13 protein-coding genes, 2 tRNA genes and 1 pseudogene are annotated in these 23,342 nt (G+C 40.3%); 15 read left to right on the forward strand and 1 reads right to left on the reverse strand.

The window, feature by feature from the left end; all coding sequences use genetic code 11:
• Window positions 1–13 precede the first annotated feature (13 nt).
• The 3 genes from tenA to qseC are packed head-to-tail and all read left to right on the forward strand — an operon-like array spanning window position 14 to window position 2,732.
• Complete coding sequence (gene tenA, locus HBL79_RS03805; protein ID WP_035688501.1) at window positions 14–664, forward strand: thiaminase II; 651 nt, start codon at window positions 14–16, stop codon at window positions 662–664.
• 24 nt (window positions 665–688) lie between these two features.
• Window positions 689–1,369, forward strand: a complete 681-nt coding sequence (locus tag HBL79_RS03810) for a response regulator (protein ID WP_035688500.1) — start codon at window positions 689–691, stop codon at window positions 1,367–1,369.
• Entirely contained in the window at window positions 1,356–2,732 is a 1,377-nt protein-coding gene (gene qseC / locus HBL79_RS03815; RefSeq protein ID WP_035688499.1) for a quorum sensing histidine kinase QseC, read from the forward strand. The genes HBL79_RS03810 and qseC overlap by 14 nt, the downstream gene beginning before the upstream one ends.
• Window positions 2,733–2,752: 20 nt before the next feature.
• On the opposite strand, the gene HBL79_RS03820 is transcribed toward qseC, so the two are convergent.
• Window positions 2,753–3,688, reverse strand: a complete 936-nt coding sequence (locus HBL79_RS03820) for a LysR family transcriptional regulator (protein ID WP_035688498.1) — start codon at window positions 3,686–3,688, stop codon at window positions 2,753–2,755.
• A 167-nt stretch (window positions 3,689–3,855) separates the two neighbouring features.
• Between HBL79_RS03820 and HBL79_RS03825 the strand changes: the two genes are divergently transcribed.
• The 12 genes and pseudogenes from HBL79_RS03825 (at window position 3,856) to HBL79_RS03880 (ending at window position 23,325) form a co-directional block, all read left to right on the forward strand.
• Window positions 3,856–5,118, forward strand: coding sequence for a restriction endonuclease subunit M (locus tag HBL79_RS03825; protein WP_167316912.1), 1,263 nt, complete (start codon window positions 3,856–3,858; stop codon window positions 5,116–5,118).
• 52 nt (window positions 5,119–5,170) lie between these two features.
• Complete coding sequence (locus HBL79_RS03830; RefSeq protein ID WP_158609862.1) at window positions 5,171–7,057, forward strand: site-specific DNA-methyltransferase; 1,887 nt, start codon at window positions 5,171–5,173, stop codon at window positions 7,055–7,057.
• Window positions 7,058–10,363: a DEAD/DEAH box helicase family protein gene (locus HBL79_RS03835; RefSeq protein ID WP_046097374.1), complete on the forward strand. Its 3,306-nt coding sequence runs from the start codon at window positions 7,058–7,060 to the stop codon at window positions 10,361–10,363. It abuts the gene before it with no gap.
• A 196-nt stretch (window positions 10,364–10,559) separates the two neighbouring features.
• Window positions 10,560–10,625 carry a hypothetical protein gene (locus tag HBL79_RS12600; protein ID WP_370539167.1) on the forward strand — a complete coding sequence of 22 codons (66 nt, stop codon included), beginning with the start codon at window positions 10,560–10,562 and terminating at the stop codon, window positions 10,623–10,625.
• A gap of 320 nt (window positions 10,626–10,945) precedes the next feature.
• A tRNA-Gly gene (locus tag HBL79_RS03845) sits at window positions 10,946–11,021 on the forward strand.
• Between the two features lie 3 nt (window positions 11,022–11,024).
• Window positions 11,025–11,111, forward strand: a tRNA-Leu gene (locus HBL79_RS03850).
• 356 nt (window positions 11,112–11,467) lie between these two features.
• On the forward strand, window positions 11,468–18,250 hold the full coding sequence (locus HBL79_RS03855) for a two-partner secretion domain-containing protein (protein ID WP_046097436.1): 6,783 nt from the start codon (window positions 11,468–11,470) through the stop codon (window positions 18,248–18,250).
• Window positions 18,247–18,618: a hypothetical protein gene (locus HBL79_RS03860; RefSeq protein ID WP_035685190.1), complete on the forward strand. Its 372-nt coding sequence runs from the start codon at window positions 18,247–18,249 to the stop codon at window positions 18,616–18,618. Before HBL79_RS03855 ends, HBL79_RS03860 begins: the two co-directional genes overlap by 4 nt.
• 16 nt (window positions 18,619–18,634) lie before the next feature.
• Window positions 18,635–20,548: pseudogene (locus HBL79_RS12445) on the forward strand (hemagglutinin repeat-containing protein); the annotation flags it as partial.
• The gene (locus HBL79_RS03870; protein WP_035685184.1) at window positions 20,532–20,816 is read left to right on the forward strand and encodes a hypothetical protein; all 285 of its coding nucleotides are present in this window, start codon (window positions 20,532–20,534) and stop codon (window positions 20,814–20,816) included. The pseudogene HBL79_RS12445 and the gene HBL79_RS03870, both read left to right, overlap by 17 nt.
• Window positions 20,791–21,291: a hypothetical protein gene (locus HBL79_RS03875; RefSeq protein WP_051128069.1), complete on the forward strand. Its 501-nt coding sequence runs from the start codon at window positions 20,791–20,793 to the stop codon at window positions 21,289–21,291. Before HBL79_RS03870 ends, HBL79_RS03875 begins: the two co-directional genes overlap by 26 nt.
• 870 nt (window positions 21,292–22,161) lie before the next feature.
• Window positions 22,162–23,325 (forward strand): 3-phenylpropionate MFS transporter, encoded by a 1,164-nt coding sequence (locus HBL79_RS03880; RefSeq protein WP_035685182.1) that lies wholly within the window; start codon window positions 22,162–22,164, stop codon window positions 23,323–23,325.
• Window positions 23,326–23,342: the final 17 nt, after the last annotated feature.

Here is a 23,342-nt window from a genome sequence, read left to right on the forward strand (position 1 = left end):
TAAGGAAAATCAAATGCTTACTGTTTCTCACCTCATTGAAAATAGCCAACCCTATTGGGATAATTATATTCTCCACGCATTCGTGCAACAGTTGAACAACGGCACATTGGCGACAAAAAGTTTTCAGCACTATTTGCAACAGGATTATCTTTACCTTTTCCAATACAGCCGTGCATTGTCGCTCGGCATTTTTAAAGCGGATAATTTTGCAGAAATTCACGTTGCACACCAAGCGAACGATTTGCTGTTGAAAGAAATTCAGTTGCACATTGAATTTTGTCGTGAGTGGGGCATTTCTGAGCAAGCCTTGCAAAATGTGCCAGAATCGACCGCTTGCGTGGCTTATACCCGCTATGTGTTAGATTGTGGTGTAAAAGGCGGTTTGGCGGAGCTTTACACCGCCCTTGCCCCTTGTATGTTAGGGTATGCGGAAATTGGAAAACGCTTAAGTCAGCAGCCGCCCACACCGAATAATCCTTATCAAAAATGGATCGACACCTACGGGGCAGCAGACTTTCAACAAGCCGCAGCGGACTTCACGGCGATGCTAAATGGCTTATATGAAGGCTTATCGGCGAAGCAAAATCAACAGCTCCAACAGATTTTCACCACCGCGACGCGAATGGAAATTGATTTCTGGCAAATGGGGTTGGATCTCAGTTAAAAATAAAAGTGCGGTCAAAAAATAATGCGAATTTTACTCATTGAAGACGATCCTTTAATCGGCGACGGGCTGAATATTGGATTAAGCAAATCAGGTTTCAGCGTGGATTGGTTTCGTGATGGCGAAACGGGAATGTACGCGGTGAACGCCGCCCCTTATGATGCGGTGGTGCTGGATCTCACCTTGCCGAAGAAAGACGGGCTAGCCCTGTTGCAACAATGGCGTAAGCAGAGCCACGATGTTCCAGTGTTAATTTTGACCGCACGCGGCAGCCTAGAAGAGCGGGTCGAAGGTTTGCAACTTGGGGCGGACGATTACCTCGTCAAACCCTTTGCACTGAGTGAAGTGGTTGCACGCTTGCAAGCCTTAATTCGTCGCCGTTACGGGCAAACGCAATCCTTACTTCAGCACAGTGCGGTCAGTCTTGATTTAAGCCAACATCAAGCCTTTTTACGCGGGCAGCCCGTTTCCCTCACTGGCACGGAATACAAATTATTAGAACTGCTAATGCACAACAAAGAGCGGGTGCTAACGTGTTCTTTTATCGAGGAAAAATTGTACAGTTGGAGCGATGAAGTGAGCAGTAACGCCCTAGAAGTGCATATCTATAACCTCCGCCAAAAACTCGGCAAGCCCTTTATCCGCACGGTTCACGGCGTGGGCTATGCCTTAGGAACGCTTGAGGACGACAATGCCAGCTCGTAGTTTACGCTTACGCCTTATCCTCATTCTCTCATTGCTTGCCATTGCGATTTGGGGTATTTCCACCGCGATTGCGTGGTCGGCAGTGCGTAGCCAAGTGAATGAAGTTTTTGATATGCAACAGATTTTATTTGCGAAACGGCTGGCTTCTTCCGATCTTCGCACAATGTTAATTGACCGCAATCCGCCCGAATGGAAAAATCACCTCAAAAAACGACCGCACTTTAGAAAGCGAAAAAATCACGATGATAACGCACTGGCGTTTGCGATTTTTACCCGCGAGGGGGAAATGTTGCTTAGCGATGGCGAAAACGGCAATAATTTTCTTTATGACCCCAAAAGAGGCTTTGATAACGCCACGCTACAAGGGGATAGCGACCAATGGCGAATTTTCTGGCTACCTATTGCGGAGGGGCATTTGATGGTCGCGGTAGGGCAGGAACTCAAATATCGCCAAGCCCTGATTGAAAAAATGGTACTGGGGCAAATGTGGATTTGGTTCGCCAGCTTGCCCCTGTTGTTAGGCGTGATAATTTGGACGATTAGCCGAGAGCTGGCGGTGTTGCGACAGGTGAGCCAGCAAGTGAGCGAACGTCGCCCTGATGAAGCTCACCCTTTAGACACGCAGTCAATCCCAACGGAAATTTTGCTGTTAGTGGAAAGCCTGAATCAGTTTTTTACCCGAACCGCAGCAAGTTTGTTGCGTGAACGCCGTTTCACCGCTGATGCGGCACACGAATTGCGTAGCCCTTTAACCGCCTTGCGTATCCAAACTGAAATCGCTCAAATGGCAGGCGAGGATCAGTCGATGCGAGAACAAGCCTTGCAAAACCTGACGCGAGGCATTGACCGTGCGAGCCAGTTGGTGGAACAGCTTTTGACCTTATCTCGCTTGGATAATCTCAATCAACTGGAAAATCTACAACAAATTCAGTGGGATAAGCTGATCCGCTCACTCATCGCCGAGCGATATTTTCAAGCAGAAAAAGCGGGCATCACCCTAAATTTTGATCAACTCGCCCAACCCGCAACGCAACAGGGCGAACCCTTGTTACTGTCGTTAATGCTACGCAATGTGATCGACAACGGGATCGCCTACTGTGCCAAAGGGAGCGAGATCAACATCATTCTAATGAAAACTCAGCTCAGAATAGAAGACAATGGCGGCGGTGTCCCCGATGAAACGCTAAATAAACTCGGACAACGTTTCTATCGCCCCGCAGGGCAAAATGAAAAGGGCAGTGGCTTAGGGCTATCCATTGTGCAACGCATCGCCGAACTTCATCATTACAAAGTGCGGTATCAAAATCAGGAGAATTTTCGCGGCGAAAAAGGTTTTTGTGTGGAAATCGAATTGGCACCTTAGGGGAATAAGGTGCAATAAGATTACTGCTCATTCAACACGCGAGGAAAGAGAATATTATTTTTAGTGTGGATATGCTCTTGCAAAAACGCAATCACCGCCGCCACACGCTTTATTTTTTGGCTGGCTTGTGGGTAATACACATACACAGGTGGATAGGTTCGCCAATGGTCTTGCAACACGGGGATAAAGTTAGCTTTGTCGGGTAGTTGTTGATAAATCGGGGTGAATAAACGCCCAATGCCTAAGCCCGCACGCACGCCGTCTGCGATGGTGTCGATGTCGTTACAAATCATCGGCGTGGGCATTTCCACACTCACGCTTTCGCCCTCATGTTCCAAAATCAGCGGCAAAATCTGCCCAGTAGTGATAAAACGGTAGCCGATTAAATGGTGTTGGTGCAGGTTTTCACGGCTCGGCATACCGTATTGTTTCAGATAGCTGTCTGAAACATATAGCCCTTCTTGAAAGGCAGGCAGAAGCTGGCGTGCCACCATATTTTCATCGATTTTGTCGCCAAAGCGAATGCCTAAATCAAAGCCTTGAGCCACCAAATCCACCGTGCCGTCATACACAGAAATATCCAAGCAAATATGCGGATAACGACGGTGAAATTCCGCCAAATGATCTTGCAAAATCAAACGGTAAGTAAAGCGGGAAAGGGTAATCCGCACCAAACCCGATGGCGCGTGTTCTTCGCTGAGAAACTGCTCTAAACGGCTGTCCAATTCCCGCATTAACGGCTCGGTTTGTGTGAGCAATCTCGCTCCAGCCTCCGTGAGCTGAACCCGCCTTGTGCTACGCCAAAACAACGGCATATCCATTGATTGCTCCAACAGCTTCAAGGCTTGGCTTACGGAAGGGCTGGTAATCCCCAGTTTCCTCGCCGCCGCATTAATACTCCCCTCTTGGGCAATGGCGTGGAAAATTTGTAGTTGGTGGTAGGTGGTGCTGTTCATTCTTGCTAAAATATTGTTATCTATAAAATTTGATCTGAGATACTATATAAACTTTGGTGAAAAATAAATAGAATAGGTGGATTATCAATGTATCGTTGAGTAATCTATTATCTAAATTACAATCATTATTTTCACTTAAATAACTAAAACTCATTAGAGAGGCAAAAATGCACCATCTCCCCCAACTCACCCAAAAACTGAAAGAAATTTTTCAAACCGACCGTGCGGATTTGGATTTTGGTATTTACCGCATTTTAAACAGTAGAGCCGATCAAATAAACGATTATTTGAATCACAAACTGCCGCAAAAAATCCGCCAAGCCCTCAGTCAAGCCAATCAAGGGCAAATGGCACAATGGCAAAATGAATTAGCCGAAGCTGAAAAACAGGCTCAAGCCTTAGGGGTAGAGCCTGATGCCTCGCCTAAAGTGCAACAACTGCAAGCACAAATCGCCCAAGCCCAACAAGCGGGTAGCCAAAGTGAGGCAGCGATTTTTTCCCATTTATACACTTTCTTTTCTCGCTACTACGATGAAGGCGATTTTATCAGCCAACGCCGTTACAAAGGCGACACCTACGCCATTCCCTATAGCGGTGAAGAAGTGCTGCTGCACTGGGCAAACAAAGATCAGTACTACACCAAATCAGGCGAAAATTTTAGCAACTACCGCTTTAAACTTGCAGATGGCAAAGAAGTGTTTTTCCGCCTGATTGCCGCCGACACCGCCAAAGACAATCGCAAAGACAACGATGCTAAACGTTTATTTGCATTGGCAGAGCCAAGAATAATTGCCAAACAAAACGAAGATGGCGAATACAATGAAGAGCAAATCGAAACATTGGCACAAAGCGAAGACGGCAACACACTAGAAATCCGCTTTGAATACCGCCCAACGGAGAAAAAAGACAAACAAGAGCAAGCAAATGCCCGCACCATTGAAGCCCTAAAAAGTCTTATTTCCACCGATTGGCAAGCTGTTTGGGAAAAAGCACCGACAGCCAATAATCCCAACCGCACATTATTAGAAAAACACCTCAGCGATTACACGCAAAAAAACAGTGCGGATTATTTTATCCACAAAGATTTAGGCGGATTTTTACGCCGTGAATTGGATTTCTACATCAAAAACGAAGTGATGCACTTGGATAATATCCAGCACGCCGACAGCTTTGTTCAAATCGAAAACAGCCTGCGTCAAATCCAAGTATTGCGAGAAATTGCCCACGATCTGATCGACTTTTTAGCCCAACTGGAAAACTTTCAGAAAAAACTTTGGCTGAAGAAAAAATTTGTCGCCCAAAGCCATTACCTCATCACCCTCGATCGCATTCCAACCGAAATGCTAGCTGAAACCCTCTCCAACCCAGCTCAACAAAATGCTTGGAAAAATCTATTTAATTTCAATGCGTTAGAATACTCGGGGGGGTAACCTTGCCGAACAAAATCTAGAAAAATTCCAGCAAAATCAACCGCACTTAGTGGTGGATACCTCGCTTTATCCGCCCAGCTATCAACAAAAACTGCTCACACTGCTTTCTGAAAAATGGGATTTAGACGCAAACACAGACGGTGTTTTAATTCATTCTGATAATTTCCAAGCCCTTAATCTTTTGCAGGCCCGTTATCGGGAACAGGTGAAATGTATCTATATTGATCCGCCGTATAACACTGGCACAGATGGGTTTATTTATAAAGACAATTATCAGCATTCTAGTTGGCTTACCACAATGGAGAACCGTCTTCAGGCAGCCTATCCTTTATTACGCCAAGATGGGGTGAATTTTATTTCGATTGATGATAATGAGCAGGCGAGATTGAAACAGCTTTGTGATGGGATTTATGGAGAAGGAAATTTTGTTAATCAGGTATCAGTAAAAACCAAAGTTGCAGGAGTAAGCGGAAGCCATTTAGGTGGAAGTTTGCAAAATAATGTGGAATATCTATTTTTGTATGCGAAAAATAAAAATGACTTTTCAATCATCAATCTTCCCAAAAAACAGCAGGAATTAAATGCTTTTATTGAAAACATGAAATCTATTGGTAAAAGTTGGAAATATACGACTGTTTTAAAGAGAATTGATGCTGGCAAATACATTAAATCTTTAGTTACATCTGATGGAGATGAAATCAAAGTTTATGAACATTCAGATTATGAATTTTGCTCTGTTAGTAAGGTAGCCTCTGATGAATTTAATGGCGACCAAAGTAAGGTTTACTATGAATATATAGATAAAATTCTTAGAACAACTAATGCTCAATCTTCAATTAGAACGAAAGTAATGAATGAAACTGGAGAGCTGGGAGATTTGATTAGCATTGAATATATTCCAAAGAAAGGAAAGAATGCAGGCAAAACAATTAGGTTGTTTTATAAAGATAGAGTTAGGAATTTAATTGCATTCCTTGAAGATGTTGTAGTAAAAAATAAGGGGGTTATTTATAAATTAGATAATAAAGGTAATTTATGGGACGACTTAAATTACAACAACTTATCTTCTGAAGCATTGGGGATTTCATTTTCCAATGGTCAAAAACCTATTCAAATGCTCAAAGATGTAGTGAGAATGCTTGATGATGATACGATTATTCTTGATTATTTTTCAGGTAGTGGGACAACTGCACACGCCGTTATCGAGCTTAATCGTGAAGATGGTGGAAAACGTAAATATATCCTTGTTGAACAAGGTGAATATTTTAATGAAGTACTAAAATCACGCATTCAAAAAGCAATTGCCAATGTGGATGCGAAAAAATCTTCAGGCAGCCTGAATGGTGTTTCACAAATCGTCAAAGTCTTAAAACTCGAAAGCTATGAAGACACCCTCAATAATCTGGAACTCAAAGGGCAAGCGGATTTTATTGGCGGGCTGCCTGAAAGCGTGCAAGAAGATTATTTATTGCGTTATTTATTAGACGTGGAAAGCAAAGGCTCGCTACTCAACAGCGATGATTTTACCCACCCCTTTGATTATTGCCTCAACATTGCTACGGATTCCGCAGGTGCTTATGCAAAAACCAAAATTGACTTGGTGGAAACTTTTAACTATCTGCTCGGGCTTCGTGTGCAACACATCACTGATGAACGAGAGAAACGGGGTTATGTGATGGTGGAGGGGGCATTGCCGAATGGCGATCGCTGCCTGATTGTGTGGCGTGATGTCGAAAAAATGGGCTATGCCGAAGTGGCACAATGCTTTAATGCACAAAATATTAACCCCAATAGCGATCAATATGATGTGGTTTATCTCAACGGCGATCACGATATGGCAAGCCTTTGGCAAAACGAAGACGGCACAGAAAGCCGTTTAAGCCTGCGTGCCATTGAGCCTGAATTTTTACGCCTAATGTTTGCACAAAAGGGGGAATAAATGGCAAAGCAGAAAAAAACGGCTTCCAAAAAGCACCGCACTTTTCACGCCCATTTGATTTTAAACCGCTGGGTTTTATCGCTTTTGGGGCAAAACAGTTTTGAGGATTTAAAAAAGGCTTTAAAGGATAACGACTTAATCGGCTTAAATAATGAGGGGCAAACGCTTTTTTTTGAAGCCTTAAAAGACGTTTTTTCTAAAAAAATCAGCGAGGAAGATTTTCGCCGTTATGATTTAAATATTGTCAAACATTGGCAAACCATCACCGAAAAACGTAATCAAGCCAGCGGTCATCAATTGCAGATGAAATATTTCCAATATTTATCGCTGTTGTTTACTGAGATTTATTTGGATTGGTTTGTTCATCGCACAGAGGCAATGCTGGCGGGCTTAAATCAAATCTTGGCAAGCTATAAGCAAGAAAACGATCATTTGGATTTATCCGATTATCAAGCGGAAGATTTAAACAAAATTGCCTTTTGGAATGCCACAGGCTCGGGCAAAACCTTGCTGATGCACGTTAATATTTTGCAATATCAGCATTATTGCCCGAATAAAATCGATCAAATTATTTTGCTTACCCCCAATGAGGGCTTAAGCCAGCAACATTTTCAGGAATTGGAGCAGTCCAATTTTTCCGCTGCTTTATTTGATAAAAATAAATCCCCGAAGCAAGGGGAATTGTATGAAGCCATTCAGGTGATCGACATCAATAAATTGGCAGATAAACACGGCGATAAAACGGTGGCAGTGGAAAGTTTTTCAGGCAGCAATTTGGTGTTGGTGGACGAGGGACACCGCGGCACATCAGGCGATGCGTGGCTAAAACGCCGTGAACAGCTGATTGGCAATGGTTTTGCTTTTGAATATTCCGCCACCTTTGGGCAGTCGGTGAGTAAGGGCAAAACCGTGAAAGAACAAATAATCGAATGGCAAAAAAAGCAAGCGGGCATTCTGTTTGGCAAAAAAAGCCTAAAAGGTTTAGATGAACATCAATTGGCACAATTACAGCCCGATGTGTTGGCATTGCAAGAAATCAAACAATCGGCGATGTTGGAAGTGTATGCCAAAGCCGTGTTGTTTGATTATTCCTACAAATATTTTTACGCCGATGGCTATGGCAAAGAAAGCCAAATCCTCAATTTGCGTGATGAAGATTATGCCCCACACGGTGAGATGTATTTAACCGCTTGCTTATTGGTGTTTTATCAACAGCTGTATTTATTTGAACGCCACCAAAAAGCCATTGCCTCTTTTCAAATTGAAAAACCGCTGTGGGTGTTTGTGGGCAATAAAGTTGCCGATGATGACAGCGATATTTTAAAAATCCTGCAATTTTTGGCACATTTTTTAAACGACCGTACCACCATTGAACGCCGTCTGAACCAATTACTCAGCGATACCGCTGTATTAACCAATGCAAAGGGGGAAAATATTTTTCGAGGGCAATTTGTGCCATTAATGGATTTTTTAGGCAAAGAAGCCGAGTTGTATAACGATATTTTGCAAAAAGTGTTCAATACCGCCATTGATGGGCGTTTGCAGGTTGCCTTATTAAACAATAAAAACGTAGAAGGTGAATTGGCATTATCGGTAGGCAATGCCCCTGCTTTTGGTGTGATTAATATTGGCGATGCCAAAGGGTTTGCCAAAACCGCCGAAACGCAAAGGGATTTTGATACCGTACAGAATGATTTTTCACCCTCTTTATTTCGGAAGATTAACCACAAAGACAGCGATATTCATTTGCTGATTGGCTCAAAAAAATTCACCGAAGGCTGGTCGAGCTGGCGGGTGTCCACTATGGGCTTGCTCAATATGGGCAAAAGCGAGGGTAGCCAAATTATCCAATTGTTTGGGCGAGGCGTGCGGCTCAAAGGGCAAGGCTATTCGTTAAAACGTAGCCAAGAAAATGAACGTCCTCAAGGCGTATTTCTGGAAAAATTAGAAACGCTGAATATTTTCGGCATCGCCGCAGGTTATATGGAGGAATTTAAAAAATACCTCAAAGAAGAAGGCATTACCCCGCCTGATGAAATGCTGACTATTGATTTTAAAGTGCGTGCTAATTTGCCACAACGCACCTTAAAAACCTTGCAATTAAAAGACGGCTATAAAGACAACCAAAAAATGGGCTTCAAACGCCAACAAAAAGGCATTGAATTTTTCAGGCTGCCTGAATGCTATCAAGGCAAAGCCAAACGCCTGCATATTGAGTTGGATTTATACCCAAAAATTGAAATGTATCGCACCAAAGGCGACAGCACACCACTGGATAAATGGGAACATCATACGCTGGATCAACGCCTGTTTACCGCCTTTGATTGGGAAAAAATCTATCTCGCTTTGTGGGAATACAAATGGCAACGCTCGTGGTGGAATCTGCAAATCCATAAGAAAGGCATTCAAGATTTTGCCCGAACGGAGGGCTGGTATCGCCTGTATATTCCGAAAGAGGCACTCAGCGTTCATTGTTATGCTGATATTGAAAAACAACAAACGATTCTGATTGAACTGCTAAAACTTTATATGCAACGTTTTTACCAAACCCTCAAAGGCTTGTATGAAGGGCAGTTTTATGAAGTTGTGGAGGTGAACGAAAATCACCCAGCCTTGCAAAACCACTATCATTTTGCCTTTGATAAAGACAATAATGAGGAGCGTGAAGCATACGCAAATAAATTAAAACAGTTGGAAAACGCCATTAAAAATGGTCAATTAAAACAAGCCCTCAACTGGCAAGCCCCCAACATCACTGCCATTTGCTTTGCACCCCATTTGTATTACCCCATTATGACGCTAGCAAATGCCGACACCTTGCCGTTCACCATGAAGCCCATGGATATGAATCAAACCAGCGAAATCCGTTTTGTGCAAGATCTGCAAACCGCTCAAGCCAACGGAGATCTTAGCCAATGGATCGGCGACAAAGAGTTGTATTTGCTCCGCAACTCCGCCAATAAAAACAAAGGTTTAGGCTTTGCATTGGCAGGTAATTTTTACCCCGACTTTTTGCTCTGGCTGGTGGATCGGGCAACGGGCAAGCAATGGCTCAGCCTGATTGACCCCAAAGGCATTTTGCATATGAGCATTGACGATCCCAAATTCGGCTTAGCAGAAGAAATCAAAAATCTGCAAAAAGAAAACGGCTTAGCGATTCAGCTCAATGCTTTTATTCTTTCAATCACCGAAAGGGAAAATTTAACCCATCAATATGATGAAACTGTCTATCAAGACAAAAATATTCTGTTTATGCAGGATAGGGATTATTTGAAAGCGATGTTTGAAAAGATGTTGTTGAGTTAAGGAAAGTTAAATGGGGTTGCTATGCTGATTCCTAGCGAGCAAGGCTATCTTTGTCAATTGGCTGAGGGGCGTTAAATGTTGATAGATGAAAAGGGGGGGGGCAGAATATGAGTAGTAAGGGAAATGGCTATGATAATGCAGTGATGGAAGATTTTTTAGCATTGTGAAATCGAAAGGTTTTTCCCAGAGTAATTTTATGGATATGACGAAGCTGGAGGCGGCACTGTACGAGTATATTCGCCACTATAATGAATGGGATTAAACCTGTGTTAAACAACTAGAGTCCTGTGCAATACAGGACTCAATATTTAATTTCCTAGGTGTTTAGGACTTTTTAGGCAGATCATTTTATTGAAACTGAAGTGCGGTGTTTTTTATCTATTTTTATTTAGTCTGATTGCATTCCCTTAAATGCGAGAATGTTAAAGTAGACAAAATTTGATCCTGAAATAAGCATATTAATTTACAATGAGTTTTTTTTAGTCAATTAAACACAAAGTAAGAAATTTCTATTTGACTAATCGACATAAATCCGTAAAATTCACCCCGTTATTTAGCAGGACCAAATGGTTAGTTAAATTTGCGGGAATAGCTCAGTTGGTAGAGCACGACCTTGCCAAGGTCGGGGTCGCGAGTTCGAGCCTCGTTTCCCGCTCCACTTGCCCGAGTGGTGAAATCGGTAGACACAAGGGATTTAAAATCCCTCGACTTTCGAGTCGTGGCGGTTCAAGTCCGCCCTCGGGCACCATTTAAAAGCATAAGTAAATCAATAAGATAGTCGCCAAGAGCGGCTTTTTTTATATCTCATTTTTATCCTCCCTTTTCTTTTGGTGTCCATTTGGTGACTATTTTTAGCCTATTATAAAAAAACTAACGCTTTGCTTTTGTCTGATTTGGTGACCAATGGTCACTAAAAATAATTTAACTATAAATAAATTAGGTAGTATATTGTATAGTTAATGGTGTTTGTTTTGGGTATAGGCTGTATTGGACTAGCTCGTTTAATACCACTCCTAAAACAGAATCCTATTTTCTCTTGGCTTTTAATGTTTTTATTTTGGTAGGTTGTTTATGAGGATTTTTGTGGCTGACGAGAATGTTCTTATTAATAAACATAATTTTCGTGTGATTTTCAGCAAAACACTGCAACGCCTTATCGTGGTTTTTGAACTGGCAAAAGCCGAAGGCAAAGCAAAAAGTGAAATGCCTCAAACACAAAGTGCGGTCGGTTTTTTACCGATTTTTGCCAAATTAAAACCGCTCACTTTCCGTTTATTCTGTGCTTTGGGCTTTGTCTTTTCCCCTTCGGCATTTGCAGAAACCTTAATCATCAAAGCCGATCCTAATACGCCTAAAAATCAGCAACCTATTGTCCTTCAAACTGCTAATGGATTGCCACAAATCAATATTCAAACACCCAATGATAAAGGGCTTTCCCATAATAAATACCAAGATTTTAATGTGGATAAAAAAGGGGCGATTCTCAATAACAGTCATAAAGCCGTAGTGACACAGCAAGCGGGCTGGGTGCAAGGCAATCCTTACCTTGCTCGTAGTGAAGCCAAAGTCATTCTCAATGAAGTTACTTCCACAAATCCAAGCCAACTGAAGGGGTATCTTGAAGTGGCAGGGAAAAAAGCCGAAGTGATTATCGCCAACCCAAATGGGCTGCACTGTGATGGCTGTGGCACGATTAACGCCACCCGCTCCACAATGACCACAGGCAAACCGCTGATTGAAGCGGGACGTGTAACAGGCTTTCAGGTCGAAAAAGGCAAAATGGTGGTGAGCGGTAAAGGCTTAGATAATAGCCGTGTTGATTATACGGATATCCTTGCTCGAGAAGCAGAAATCAATGCAGGCATTTGGGCAGGTAAAAAGCTCAATGTGGTTACAGGGAAAAATACCGTCAAACAAGCAGAGCTTGTCAATGCCGACAATGAACTACAAATTACCCGCATTGACAGCCAAAATCTCAGTGAAAATACACCGCACTTTGCTTTAGATGTGAGTGAACTTGGCGGTATGTATGCGGGGAAAATTCATCTTGTTGGCACTGAACAAGGGCTAGGCGTGCGTAATGCGGGGCATATTGGGGCAAGTGCTGGAGAAGTTGTGATTGACTCACAAGGGCGGATAGTCAATCAAGGCATCATTTCTGCGAAAGGTGATATACAAGCAAATAGCCAAAACCAAATACGTAATCAAGGACAATTGCTCGCAGAAGCTCATCTTACAACCAGAAGTTCTCACTTAGATAATAGAGGGGGAACAATTAAGGGAAAATCTGCCCAAATTAATGTAAAGGAATCCGTAGATAATAGTAAAGTCAGCCCTAAAGGTTCATTGATTCAATCCACAGAAAAACTCACCATTAACACCAAACAATTCACTAATCAAAACACAAAAGATCCTGAAACTAGCCAACCTAAGCAGGGAATCTTAGCCAAAGTTGTAGCATTAAATGCAGATAGCCTTGTAAATCAAAATGGGGCAGTTTATGCGGGAGAAACAATTCAACTTAACCTTGCACAAAATTTGGAAAATCAACAAGGCGAAATCCTCTCTTTGAGGGCGTTGCAAATTCAAGGCGATAAACTGAATATTAATAACGAACAAGGTAAAATTGTAAGTAAAGGAGATTTAACCTTACAGGCTCAGCACCTCAATAATTATCAAGGCGGTGAGTTATCAGGTCAGAATGCTCGTATTCAAGCCAATGATATTTTTAATCGAGGTTTAATCGATGGTGGAAAAACCTTATTAAAAAGCACCGCACTTTCCAATTTAGGCACTGGGCGAATTTACGGCGATCATCTTGCGATTGAAACGCAAATGGCATTAAATGATAAAGAGGGCGAGAAATCAGGAACGATTGCTGCTCGCGAGCGGTTAGATGTTGCGGTAGGCACACTGACTAATCGAGACCACGCCTTGATTTTTAGTGCTGGCGATATGGGGATTGGCGGAGAATTAGATTCGGATTATCACGCCATAGGGGAGGCAATGTTTATTGATAATGGTAGTGCCACCATTGAAGCACTAGGGAATGCTTATATGAATACGGCACGCCTTTGGAACCATGATTTACATTTAATTCTTGGCGAATTTCATACTGATGAACATCGAGAAGAATATGCTCCGCAAAATATCGCACGACGTTATGTTCTTGTAGATAAAGAAGGGCGACATGGTTATTTTGATCTTAAAAATAATGACGAAGATGATAGTAAATCTTATCTTCATTTGAATGATGGACAAACTATTGGAGCGAATGCCTGGATGCATTGGGTCTATAATCGTCATACCATTACCACAACCATTGAAGAGCGAGATCCCGCTAAATTATTAATTGGAGGTGATTTCCATGTAACTGGCGAAATGTTAGAAAATAATGCTTCTACTCTTTCTGTAGGGAAGCATTTATTACTCGGCAACGAGGTATTTACAAACAATGACACCAATGAGACTTTACATTCCACAACAGGGACATCACTCAATAATATCGATATTACAGGGACAATAAACGTTACAGACAAAGGACGCTGGGATAGCTTTCACAAAGAGCATCGTAGACACGGTATAACAAAGAAAGTATGGGCGAATTACAGTACAGGAGAAGGCAATATAAATGATATTCATCCCACAATTCATTTTGAATTTAACAAAGTAGAAAATGTCATAGGAAAGCCTATCTCTGGAACAAATACAGAGATTGAGAAGAAATCAGAGGCAATTACACCAAGCCAAATTAACGGAATAGCCCTAACCTTGCCACAACAAAGTCTTTATCAGATTAATCCTACTGCACCTAATGGCTATTTAATTGAAACTGATCCACGTTTTAGCAATCGCGAACAATGGCTAAGTTCTGATTATATGTTCAATGCCTTGCGGTTTGATCACAATATTATGTTAAAACGTCTAGGTGATGGGTTTTATGAGCAACGTCTAGTAAATGAACAGATTAACCAGCTAACAGGGCAGCGTTTTTTAGCTAATTACCTGACGGATTACCAGCAATATAAGGCCTTGATGGATAATGCTATTTATTATGCGAAAGCTTTTCATCTTATACCCGGAGTAGAATTAACCGCTCTCCAAATGCAAGAGCTTACTTCTGATATGGTTTGGTTAGTTAATCGAGAGATTACGTTGCCAAATGGCGAAAAAACAACCGCACTTGTCCCGAAAGTCTATCTTGCTCCTCGTAACTTAAAGATATCCCAGCATAATGGTAAGGGAGCGGTGATTTCTGCCCGTCAAATTATAGGCAACATTGATGATTTACAAAATAATGGTGTAATAGCTGGACGTGATTTAACCCAAATATCAGCTGATTATATTCAAAATAGCGGCATTGTAGCGGCGGATAATATTGATTTATTTGCTAACCATCGATTACGCAATATTGGTGGGCAAATTGAAGCAAAATATGCTGCTACATTAGTGGGTAAAGAGGGGATAGAAATTCGTAGCCAAACAAGTCATAAAGCATATCAGGACAAATTTGGTAATCTGTTTGATCGTACTGTAGTGGATAAAATTGCTGCGGTAGAGGTATCAGATAAAAGCGGAAAACTGACAATTTATAGTCCACAAGGCGTGGTGATTAAAGGGGCTAAGCTCAATAGTGCAGGTGAAACGCTTATTCAAGCCAAACACATTGATATTGGTACAATCAACACGCAAAATAAAACAAATTACAATGCAGACGTAGATAATTACTATCGTCTAAATCAACAACAAGAAGTAGGTTCACAGTTAAATGGAGGAGGCAATATCACCCTTGTGAGCGAGCAAAGTACTGTCGTTCGCCAAGGAGAAATCCATAGCGAAAACGGGGATGTAAATCTTTCCTCAAACGGCGATATTCGCATTGAAGAAGGGCGTAACAAAGAACAGCTTTCTTCTGCGTCTAAAGTGAAACATAGTGGTTTTCTGCAATCCACAACACATATCACCAAACACGACCACCATTATGATTTAGCTCAAGGCTCAACCATTGATGGTAAGAATGTGGTGTTGCAAAGCAATGCTAACCTGACCCTTCAAGGCTCAAATATTGTGGCAGAAAATCAGCTCAATGCTCAAGCCAAAAACATCACAATCAAAGAAGCGGAAAACCGTGTTTTCGAACAGGATTTTGAGAAAACCACGAAATCAGGCTTAATGGGCTCAGGGGGATTTGGTTTTACCATTGGTGAAAAGAAAGACACCACTGAAACCGAGCAAACCAAATATTACGCTACAGGTAGCCAAGTAGGAAGCCTAAAAGGGAACACTACCCTACTTGCTCAAGACCATTACCAACAACAAGGCAGTACGGTTTCTTCTGTGGAAGGCGATGTGAATATCGGTGCGAAAAAAGTCGATATTTTGGCAACCGATGACAAATACGAGAGCCATTATAAACACACCATGGAACAAAAAGGCTTCACCATTGCGGTAAATATTCCTGTGGTGCAAGCGGTGCAAAATGCCCTCGCTGTAGCGGAACAAGCCAAACAAGTCGGCGAAAGCAAAAATAGCCGAATCAATGCGATGGCAACTGCCAATACCGCTTGGAGTGCCTATCGAGCGGGACAAGGCTTAATGAAAGCCGGGCAAACCCTAAGTCAAATGGCGAATGGCAATATGGCTCAAGGAGCAATGAACGCCAGCGTATCTATTACCTATGGCGAGCAAAAAAATGTGCAAACCACCGATACCCAAGGCAACAGTGTAACAGGCAGTGAAGTCAATGCCGGTGGTAAAGTCAATATCCAAGCCACCGGTGCAGGCAAAGAATCAGACATTAACATTGTGGGTTCAGATGTTTCAGGCAAACAAGGCACCAGCTTGCAAGCCGATGATGAAATCAATTTACAGGCAGCCAAACAAACGCATCAAGAACGCAGTAAAAATAAATCCACGGGCTTTAATGCCGGTGTGGCGGTGAGTTATGGCTCTGATGGTTTTGCTTTTGGGATTACCGCAGGGGGCAATTATGGAAAAGGCTATGGCAATGGCGATGAAACCACTTGGCGAACTAGCCATATTGGTGATAAACATAGCCAAACGGTCATTCAAAGTGGTGGGGACACGACCCTTCGTGGTGCTCAAGTGCGAGGCAAAGGCATTACTGCAAACGTTGAAAACCTTAATATTGAAAGCTTGCAAGATACGATGACCTATAAAGGCAAACAAATGAACGTGAGTGGTCAAGTGACTGTTGGTTATGGCTTCTCAGGCTCTGCCAGTTATAACCAATCGAAAATGAACGCCGATTATGCCAGTGTGCAAGAGCAATCGGGTATTTTTGCTGGTGATGAGGGGTATCAACTTGATGTGCGTAAGCATACGGATTTAAAAGGTGGCTTAATCACCTCCACTGCACAAGCGGAAACAGAGGGTAAAAACCGTTTTGAAACGGGAACACTTTCCTATTCAAATATCATCAATTACAGTAATCATTCAGCAAGTGGCTTTGGCTTAAGTGGTGGTGTAACCGTCAGTGGTGGCGATGCACCAAAAGAGATAGGTGGAATGAAACTTCGACAAATTGGAGAAAATCATCAAGATGGCTCTGCAAAAGTGGAATACAGCGGTGTTGCGGGTGTTGGCAGTCAAGGAAATTGGGGCATCACCAAAGGCATTGCCACTGGATTGTTAGGTCAAGTTAAAGATAAAGGAAGCGAAACGGGGATAACAACCAGTTCAATCAATACCGCTAATATCACCATTCGCAATCGTGATGCGCAACAAAAACTGACTGGAAAAACCGTTGAGGAAAGTTTACAGGAGCTTCCTAGAATCAATCTTCATCAAGGTGTTGAAAAAGCGGATATTGAAACGATTCGCTCAAATTTAGAACGTGATTTAAATACTGCAACAGAGTTTGTTAATAACTTTAACGATCAGGGTGATGAAATCTACTATCAAATAGAGAAAAATGAGCAAAATATCTATTTAAAACATAAAAAAGACGAGAATTGTCAAAGTATTGAATGTATCAAGGTGTCTGAAATAAATGTTAACCAGCTCACAGTACCAAAAACTAAAGAGGAAGCAGAGTTATTAGCTCGTCTTTATGTTCACGGCATAATGAATGAGTCTGATGAAGATAGAACAATAGGTGCAATTCAATATGGCGGAAAGGAATACTTAAACAATGATGCTTTAATTGTAAGAAGAAAGTATTCCTCTCTCCCTGCAGAACTGATTTATACCGTATTTGAACGAGTAAGAGGAGGATTGGATATGCCAAGTATTTTTGGCGCATCAAATGCAAGCAGAGACCAAGCTAAAATTTGGGGATTATTAGATGAATATAATCGTCAGAACCCAACGAATAGAGTAGATTTATCTTCTGTCAATCATAGCTTAGGGGCTTCAGGTACAAAAAATGCGATGAATTGGGCAAAACATGAAGGAATGACTTTCAAAAATACAACATTGAATGCCTATGTCGTGGGAACGTCTTATCCAATAACAAATAATACTTTAGGTGCTACTCTATCGGGTGGTTTGTATGATAAAGGCTATACCGAAACGGCAGCTGGCTTATTTAGAGATGGAAGCGTGGAATATGCTTCCGCACCGAGGGATATTGTTGCAACAGGAATCAATTTGCCATTTGTTCCAGGAGATTTAAGTATTGGCATAGGGAATACGAATACCACAGGAAATAATAGTATAGGGATTCCGTTATGGGATATGATAATGGGGCATCATACTAAGGCATATTATCGGGATGAGGAGGCAATTAAATTTATTTCTCCCCAAAAATCCGAAGAAATAATAAATTATCAGAAAAATATTTGGGGGAAAGTAGGACCAAAAACAGAACGTATAAATTTCAATAGAGAAATTTTTCTTAATAATGAAGCGGGTAAAAAACAATGAAAAAAATTATATTTTTATTTTCTTTATTATTATCAGGATGTTATTTAGCCAACGGGTCTCCTGATCCAACAAATTACTGGGTTAAGGATGGCGAAAAAATACCATTTAAATATTTTAAAAATTGTGATGATTTTGCAAAAGCACAAATGGGAAATCATTACTTTTATTTGGAAAATAAATTTAATAATTCAACTTCTGATAAAAGGGAAGATGATGAGTTTATGAAGCTTTATAGAAAAAAAAATGCTTTAGTTAATCAATGCTTATATGATATAGGATATCGTTTTAGACCTCCTTTAAAATGGTGCTTAGCTCAAGATGGAAATAATACTAGAACTTGCATAGAAAATATGAAGTATAGAAATTAACATTTTAGGGGGATGTATCGGTTATGGCTTCTCAGGCTCTGCCAGTTATAACCAATCGAAAATGAATGCCGATTATGCCAGTGTACAAGAACAATCGGGTATTTTTGTCGGTGATGATGGCTATCAAATTGATGTGCGTAAGCATACGGATTTAAAAGGTGGCTTAATCACCTCCACTGCACAAGCGGAAACAGAGGGTAAAAACCGTTTTGAAACGGGAATACTTTCCTATTCAGATATTAAAAACCACGCTAATTACAGCGGAAGCAGTTTTGGTTTAAGTGGGTCAGTGGCAATGAACTTTTACACGCCATTAGGGGAATACGGACAAGCACAAAGCCAAAAACAAGCGGTGAATGACAAAGGTGAAAAACTTTATATAGATAGTCAAGGCAAGCAAACTACCGCAAGCCGAGACAGTGCAGGGAATACCAACCAAGCCAAATTAGCGGAGGGGTTAGATTCCTTAACAGGAGGAATGTCCTTTGGCTTTGGTTCGGATAAAGAAAGTCAATCTAGCCTAACAAAAAGTGGCATTAACACCACAAATCTTCATATTCGAGATGAACAATCCCAGCTTGCAAAAACGGGGAAAACGGTAGAAACAACGAGAGGAGAAATCAGCACAGATATTACGACAGACACAGCAGAACAACATACAGGTAAACTGGCACAAAACTTTGATAAAGAGCGGTTGCAAAAAGAGCTAGATTTACAGCGTGACGTCACACAAGATTTTGATCGAAATCGTCAAGATGTAAAAAATGAGTTATATGCCATCGTTGATAAAAAACGAGAAAATGCAACGCTAATTAGAAAAATAAATGGAGGTTATGACACAGGACTTTCTATTCAATTAGATAATGAAGCTGCAGATCTAGATGAAAAAGTTCGTTGGTTGGATATGGGATTAGGTCTTTTGCAAGGTAGTGTTGGCAATACTAAGACCATGTTAGGTGTTTTCGCTGGTACGCAAGCCGATCGTGTTGTTCGTTCTGCTACAGCACCTAAAGAAATGTGGTATCAAAAATGTTCATCAAGTAATGGTGATTGTAGTGACAATAAAAATCGCAGACAAATTTGGTCACTCAGTGATTTAACAAACGAAGAGCAAGCTAATTTAAAAGCAAATGGAAATGTTTTAACTATTTCTAATCCAGATATCTTTAATGATCGAGAAGATGCCTTAAAGAATGCACAAAAACAGAATATTTCCGAAACAAACCAAAAAGGCATCATCGTTGTGATGAATCGCCCAACGGGTCGATATGATGGAGGCTGGATTGCTACCTCTTTAGTGTCAGAACTTATGTATGCTGCTTATGACAAAGTGAATGACAAATATTTATGGGGAGCATTGCCATTAAATAATTCTCAAAAACTGAATCAAGATTTGTATAGAGAAGCAGAACAAATGGGTTATCAAGTTGATACCAGTAACCATAGTCGAGGAGGTTTAACGGCAAGTATTGCTCTGCAAGATATGAATATTTGGAAAGGCGAAACGAATATCCCAATCCGAAAATCTCGCTTTTATGGCACAGCAACTAATGTGCAAGCCTACGCTAATCAATTGCAACGCAACGGATATAGCTATACAGGTGAAGATGGAACAACATATCAGAGTGGTGCTTATTCAGCAGTACATAAAGCAGATTTTGTTGGAAATAAATGGGGATTAGGCTTAGTAGGGAATAATGAAGTTACAGGCGGAAATTGCTGGATTTGTTATTCACATAGTAGTTATTTTGCGGAAGTGCCTAATGAAACAATTATTGACTCACATGGCAATACAATCAAGAATCCAGCATATAAAGATTTTTCAGAAAAATGGGGAGAAATAGATCTCAAAAATCCTATCAATTCTTCATTACCTAAATTAATTAAACCGACGAATGATGGAGGGGGTTTAGATGACAATGCCTTTTAAAAGAATTTTCCTATTGCTTTTTGTTTTTTTACAATTTGGTTGTAGTGGTTTTTTGAATCCTTTTCATGATTGTTTTTTAGATTGGAATATGAATTGTATAGAAAAAGAGAAAAAGAGATCATTAGAATCTGGATATATATATTCATATCCTGGCAGTGGTGAGGATGCAAAAATTATTTCTAATAGATGTAGGTTAAAAAATAATAATAATTCTTTAACTCAAGAAGAATGTCTCCTTAAAAATGGCTTCAAAAAAATTTCAAATTGATACAAGCAATCATAGCCGAGGTTGTTTAACGGCAAGTATTGCTCTGCAAGATATGAATATTTGGAAAGGCGAAACGAATATCCCAATCCGAAAATCTCGCTTTTATGGCACAGCAACTAATGTGCAAGCCTACGCTAATCAATTGCAACGCAACGGATATAGCTATAGAGGTGAAGATGGAAAAACATATCAGAGTGGTGCTTATTCAGCAGTACAAAAAGCAGATTTTGTAGGAAATAAATGGGGATTAGGCTTAGTAGGGAATAATGAAGTTACAGGCGGAAATTGCTGGATTTGTTATTCACATAGTAGTTATTTTGCGGAAGTGTCTGATCCAATCTTAAATAGAGATCTATATCAAGATTTTAAACGTATCTGGGGAGAGTCTGATGGAATAAATAATACAAGCCAACCTAAGTTAGTCTTGCCAACAAAAGTAAAAAATGGAGATTTATATGAAAAGAATGCTTATTAATATTATCTTATCTTTCTTATTAGTAGGCTGTTATCCTTGTCGTTTCCTTGATTGGAATTGTAATAGTCATGATACAGTATGGCATAGAAACTCTAATAGATGTATGGAGACACAAACAAACATTGCGAAAAAAAAATTAAATGATAAGTTTAATAGAAATATACATATTCGCATAATTAATCAATGCATTGATGATTCTGATTATAAATTTGAACAAGATCTAAAATATTTAAATTACCAGTAGGTATTGTATCTCTAATAATAAAAAGTATAAATGTTTTTAAATAAGCTAGAAACATTTTGAGCAGTTACTCGTTTTTATAGCATAAAGCTCATTGTTTAAATCTATACAAATTCAGTTGCAAGATAACGGATATAGTTATATGAGTAAGAATAGAGAAACACCTTAGAGTGGTGCTTATTCAGCAGTACACAAAGCAGATTTTGTTGGAAATAAATGGGGATTAGGTTTAGTCGGAAATAATGAAGTAACAGGAGGAAATTGCTGGATTTGTTATTCACATAGTAGTTATTTTGCGGAAGTGCCTAGTAAATACAAAAATTAATTGAGAAAAATCTTGAAAAAGATCATGATAAGGAGAAAAAAGAATGAATATAAAAGAAGATATACTAAATATATTAAACCTTATTTTTGGAATATTTTTTTGCCATGTTAGGTATTTTACTAATTAAAATGAATGTGAATAACTGATAGTGTGTATATGATTTTAAAAGCATTTAAAATTTCTAGAATGTCGAATTATGATAGGACAGTCTTGCATTTAGTGCATTTGAAATTGTAAATAAATCAAGAAGATATTTACTAAGTGTAGATTTTTTATAGATAAAATTAAAGCTGGGAGTTCCCCTATGTTGAAACTTACCCCATTTCAATGGTCATCATTTAATTTTTTTGGTTTTTATTGTGCTTATGGTGTGATGATTCCATTTCTACCAATTTGGTTGGCTCAGTATGGCTATGATGTTGATTTAATTGGTACATTAATTTCACTTGGTTATTTTTGTCGCTTTGCTGGTGCAATTTTTTTCACCAAAAGAGTTCATCATCTCAATCAGCTTATTCCGCTTACTCGTCTTTTAACTTGGTTAAGCGTGTTTGTTCTAATTGTTGTGAGTTGGGCTGTGCAATCATTGTGGTGGTTAATTCCTATTTTGGCGATATTTCATATGTTGAATGGGGGAATTATGCCTGTTTGCGATACTATAGCCACAAGCTGGCATCAGCAGTTAGGAATGGATTACGGTAAGAGCCGTTTATTTGGCTCACTAGCTTTTATTGTAGGATCTGTTAGTGCGGGATATTTGTTAGGGTGGTTTGGTAAGAGTGCGATTATTGGTATTATTATTGGCTATTTAGTTTTTTGGGGATTAGGAATTAGTCTAAATCCAACGCAACGATTTTGTCAGCAAAATAAGCAAAATGTATCGGCGACAATCAGCTATCGAGAATTATTGAAAAATCCGACGACAGTAAGAATGATTATTGCCACGGCATTAATTCAGGGATCTCATGCAGCTTGTTACGCATATGGTACGATTTATTGGTCTTCTAACGGTCTTAGTACATCGCAAATTAGTTGTCTATGGAGCTTGGGCGTGGTGGCAGAGGTGATCTTTTTCTTTTTTTCTAAGAGGATTTTTAAAACTTGGAAGATTCATTATTTAACTTTAGGTTCGGCTTCGGCGGCAATTCTTCGTTGGACAACCATTGCTTACACAACGGATTTCACATTATTAGCGTTAGCTCAAATGCTACACGCCTTTACTTATGCAATGGGGCATTTTGCGATGATTCGTTATATTACTTCACAGCCAAGTGAGGCAATTCCAAGATTACAAGGGCTTTATTTTGCAAGTTCCAGTTGTATTATGATGGCACTTTTCACTTTCATTTCTGGATTGGTTTATCCACATTCTGCACAAATGAGTTTTGCTTTAATGGCGATTTTTGTTCTGCCTGCAATCTTCCTTGTACCGAAGAAATTTTCAAATCACTTAGAGGTGATTGAATAAAAAAATAAGGCGATTTT

Origin of the sequence: Avibacterium paragallinarum, assembly GCF_011765605.1 — a bacterium.
GTDB classification, from domain to species: domain Bacteria; phylum Pseudomonadota; class Gammaproteobacteria; order Enterobacterales; family Pasteurellaceae; genus Avibacterium; species Avibacterium paragallinarum.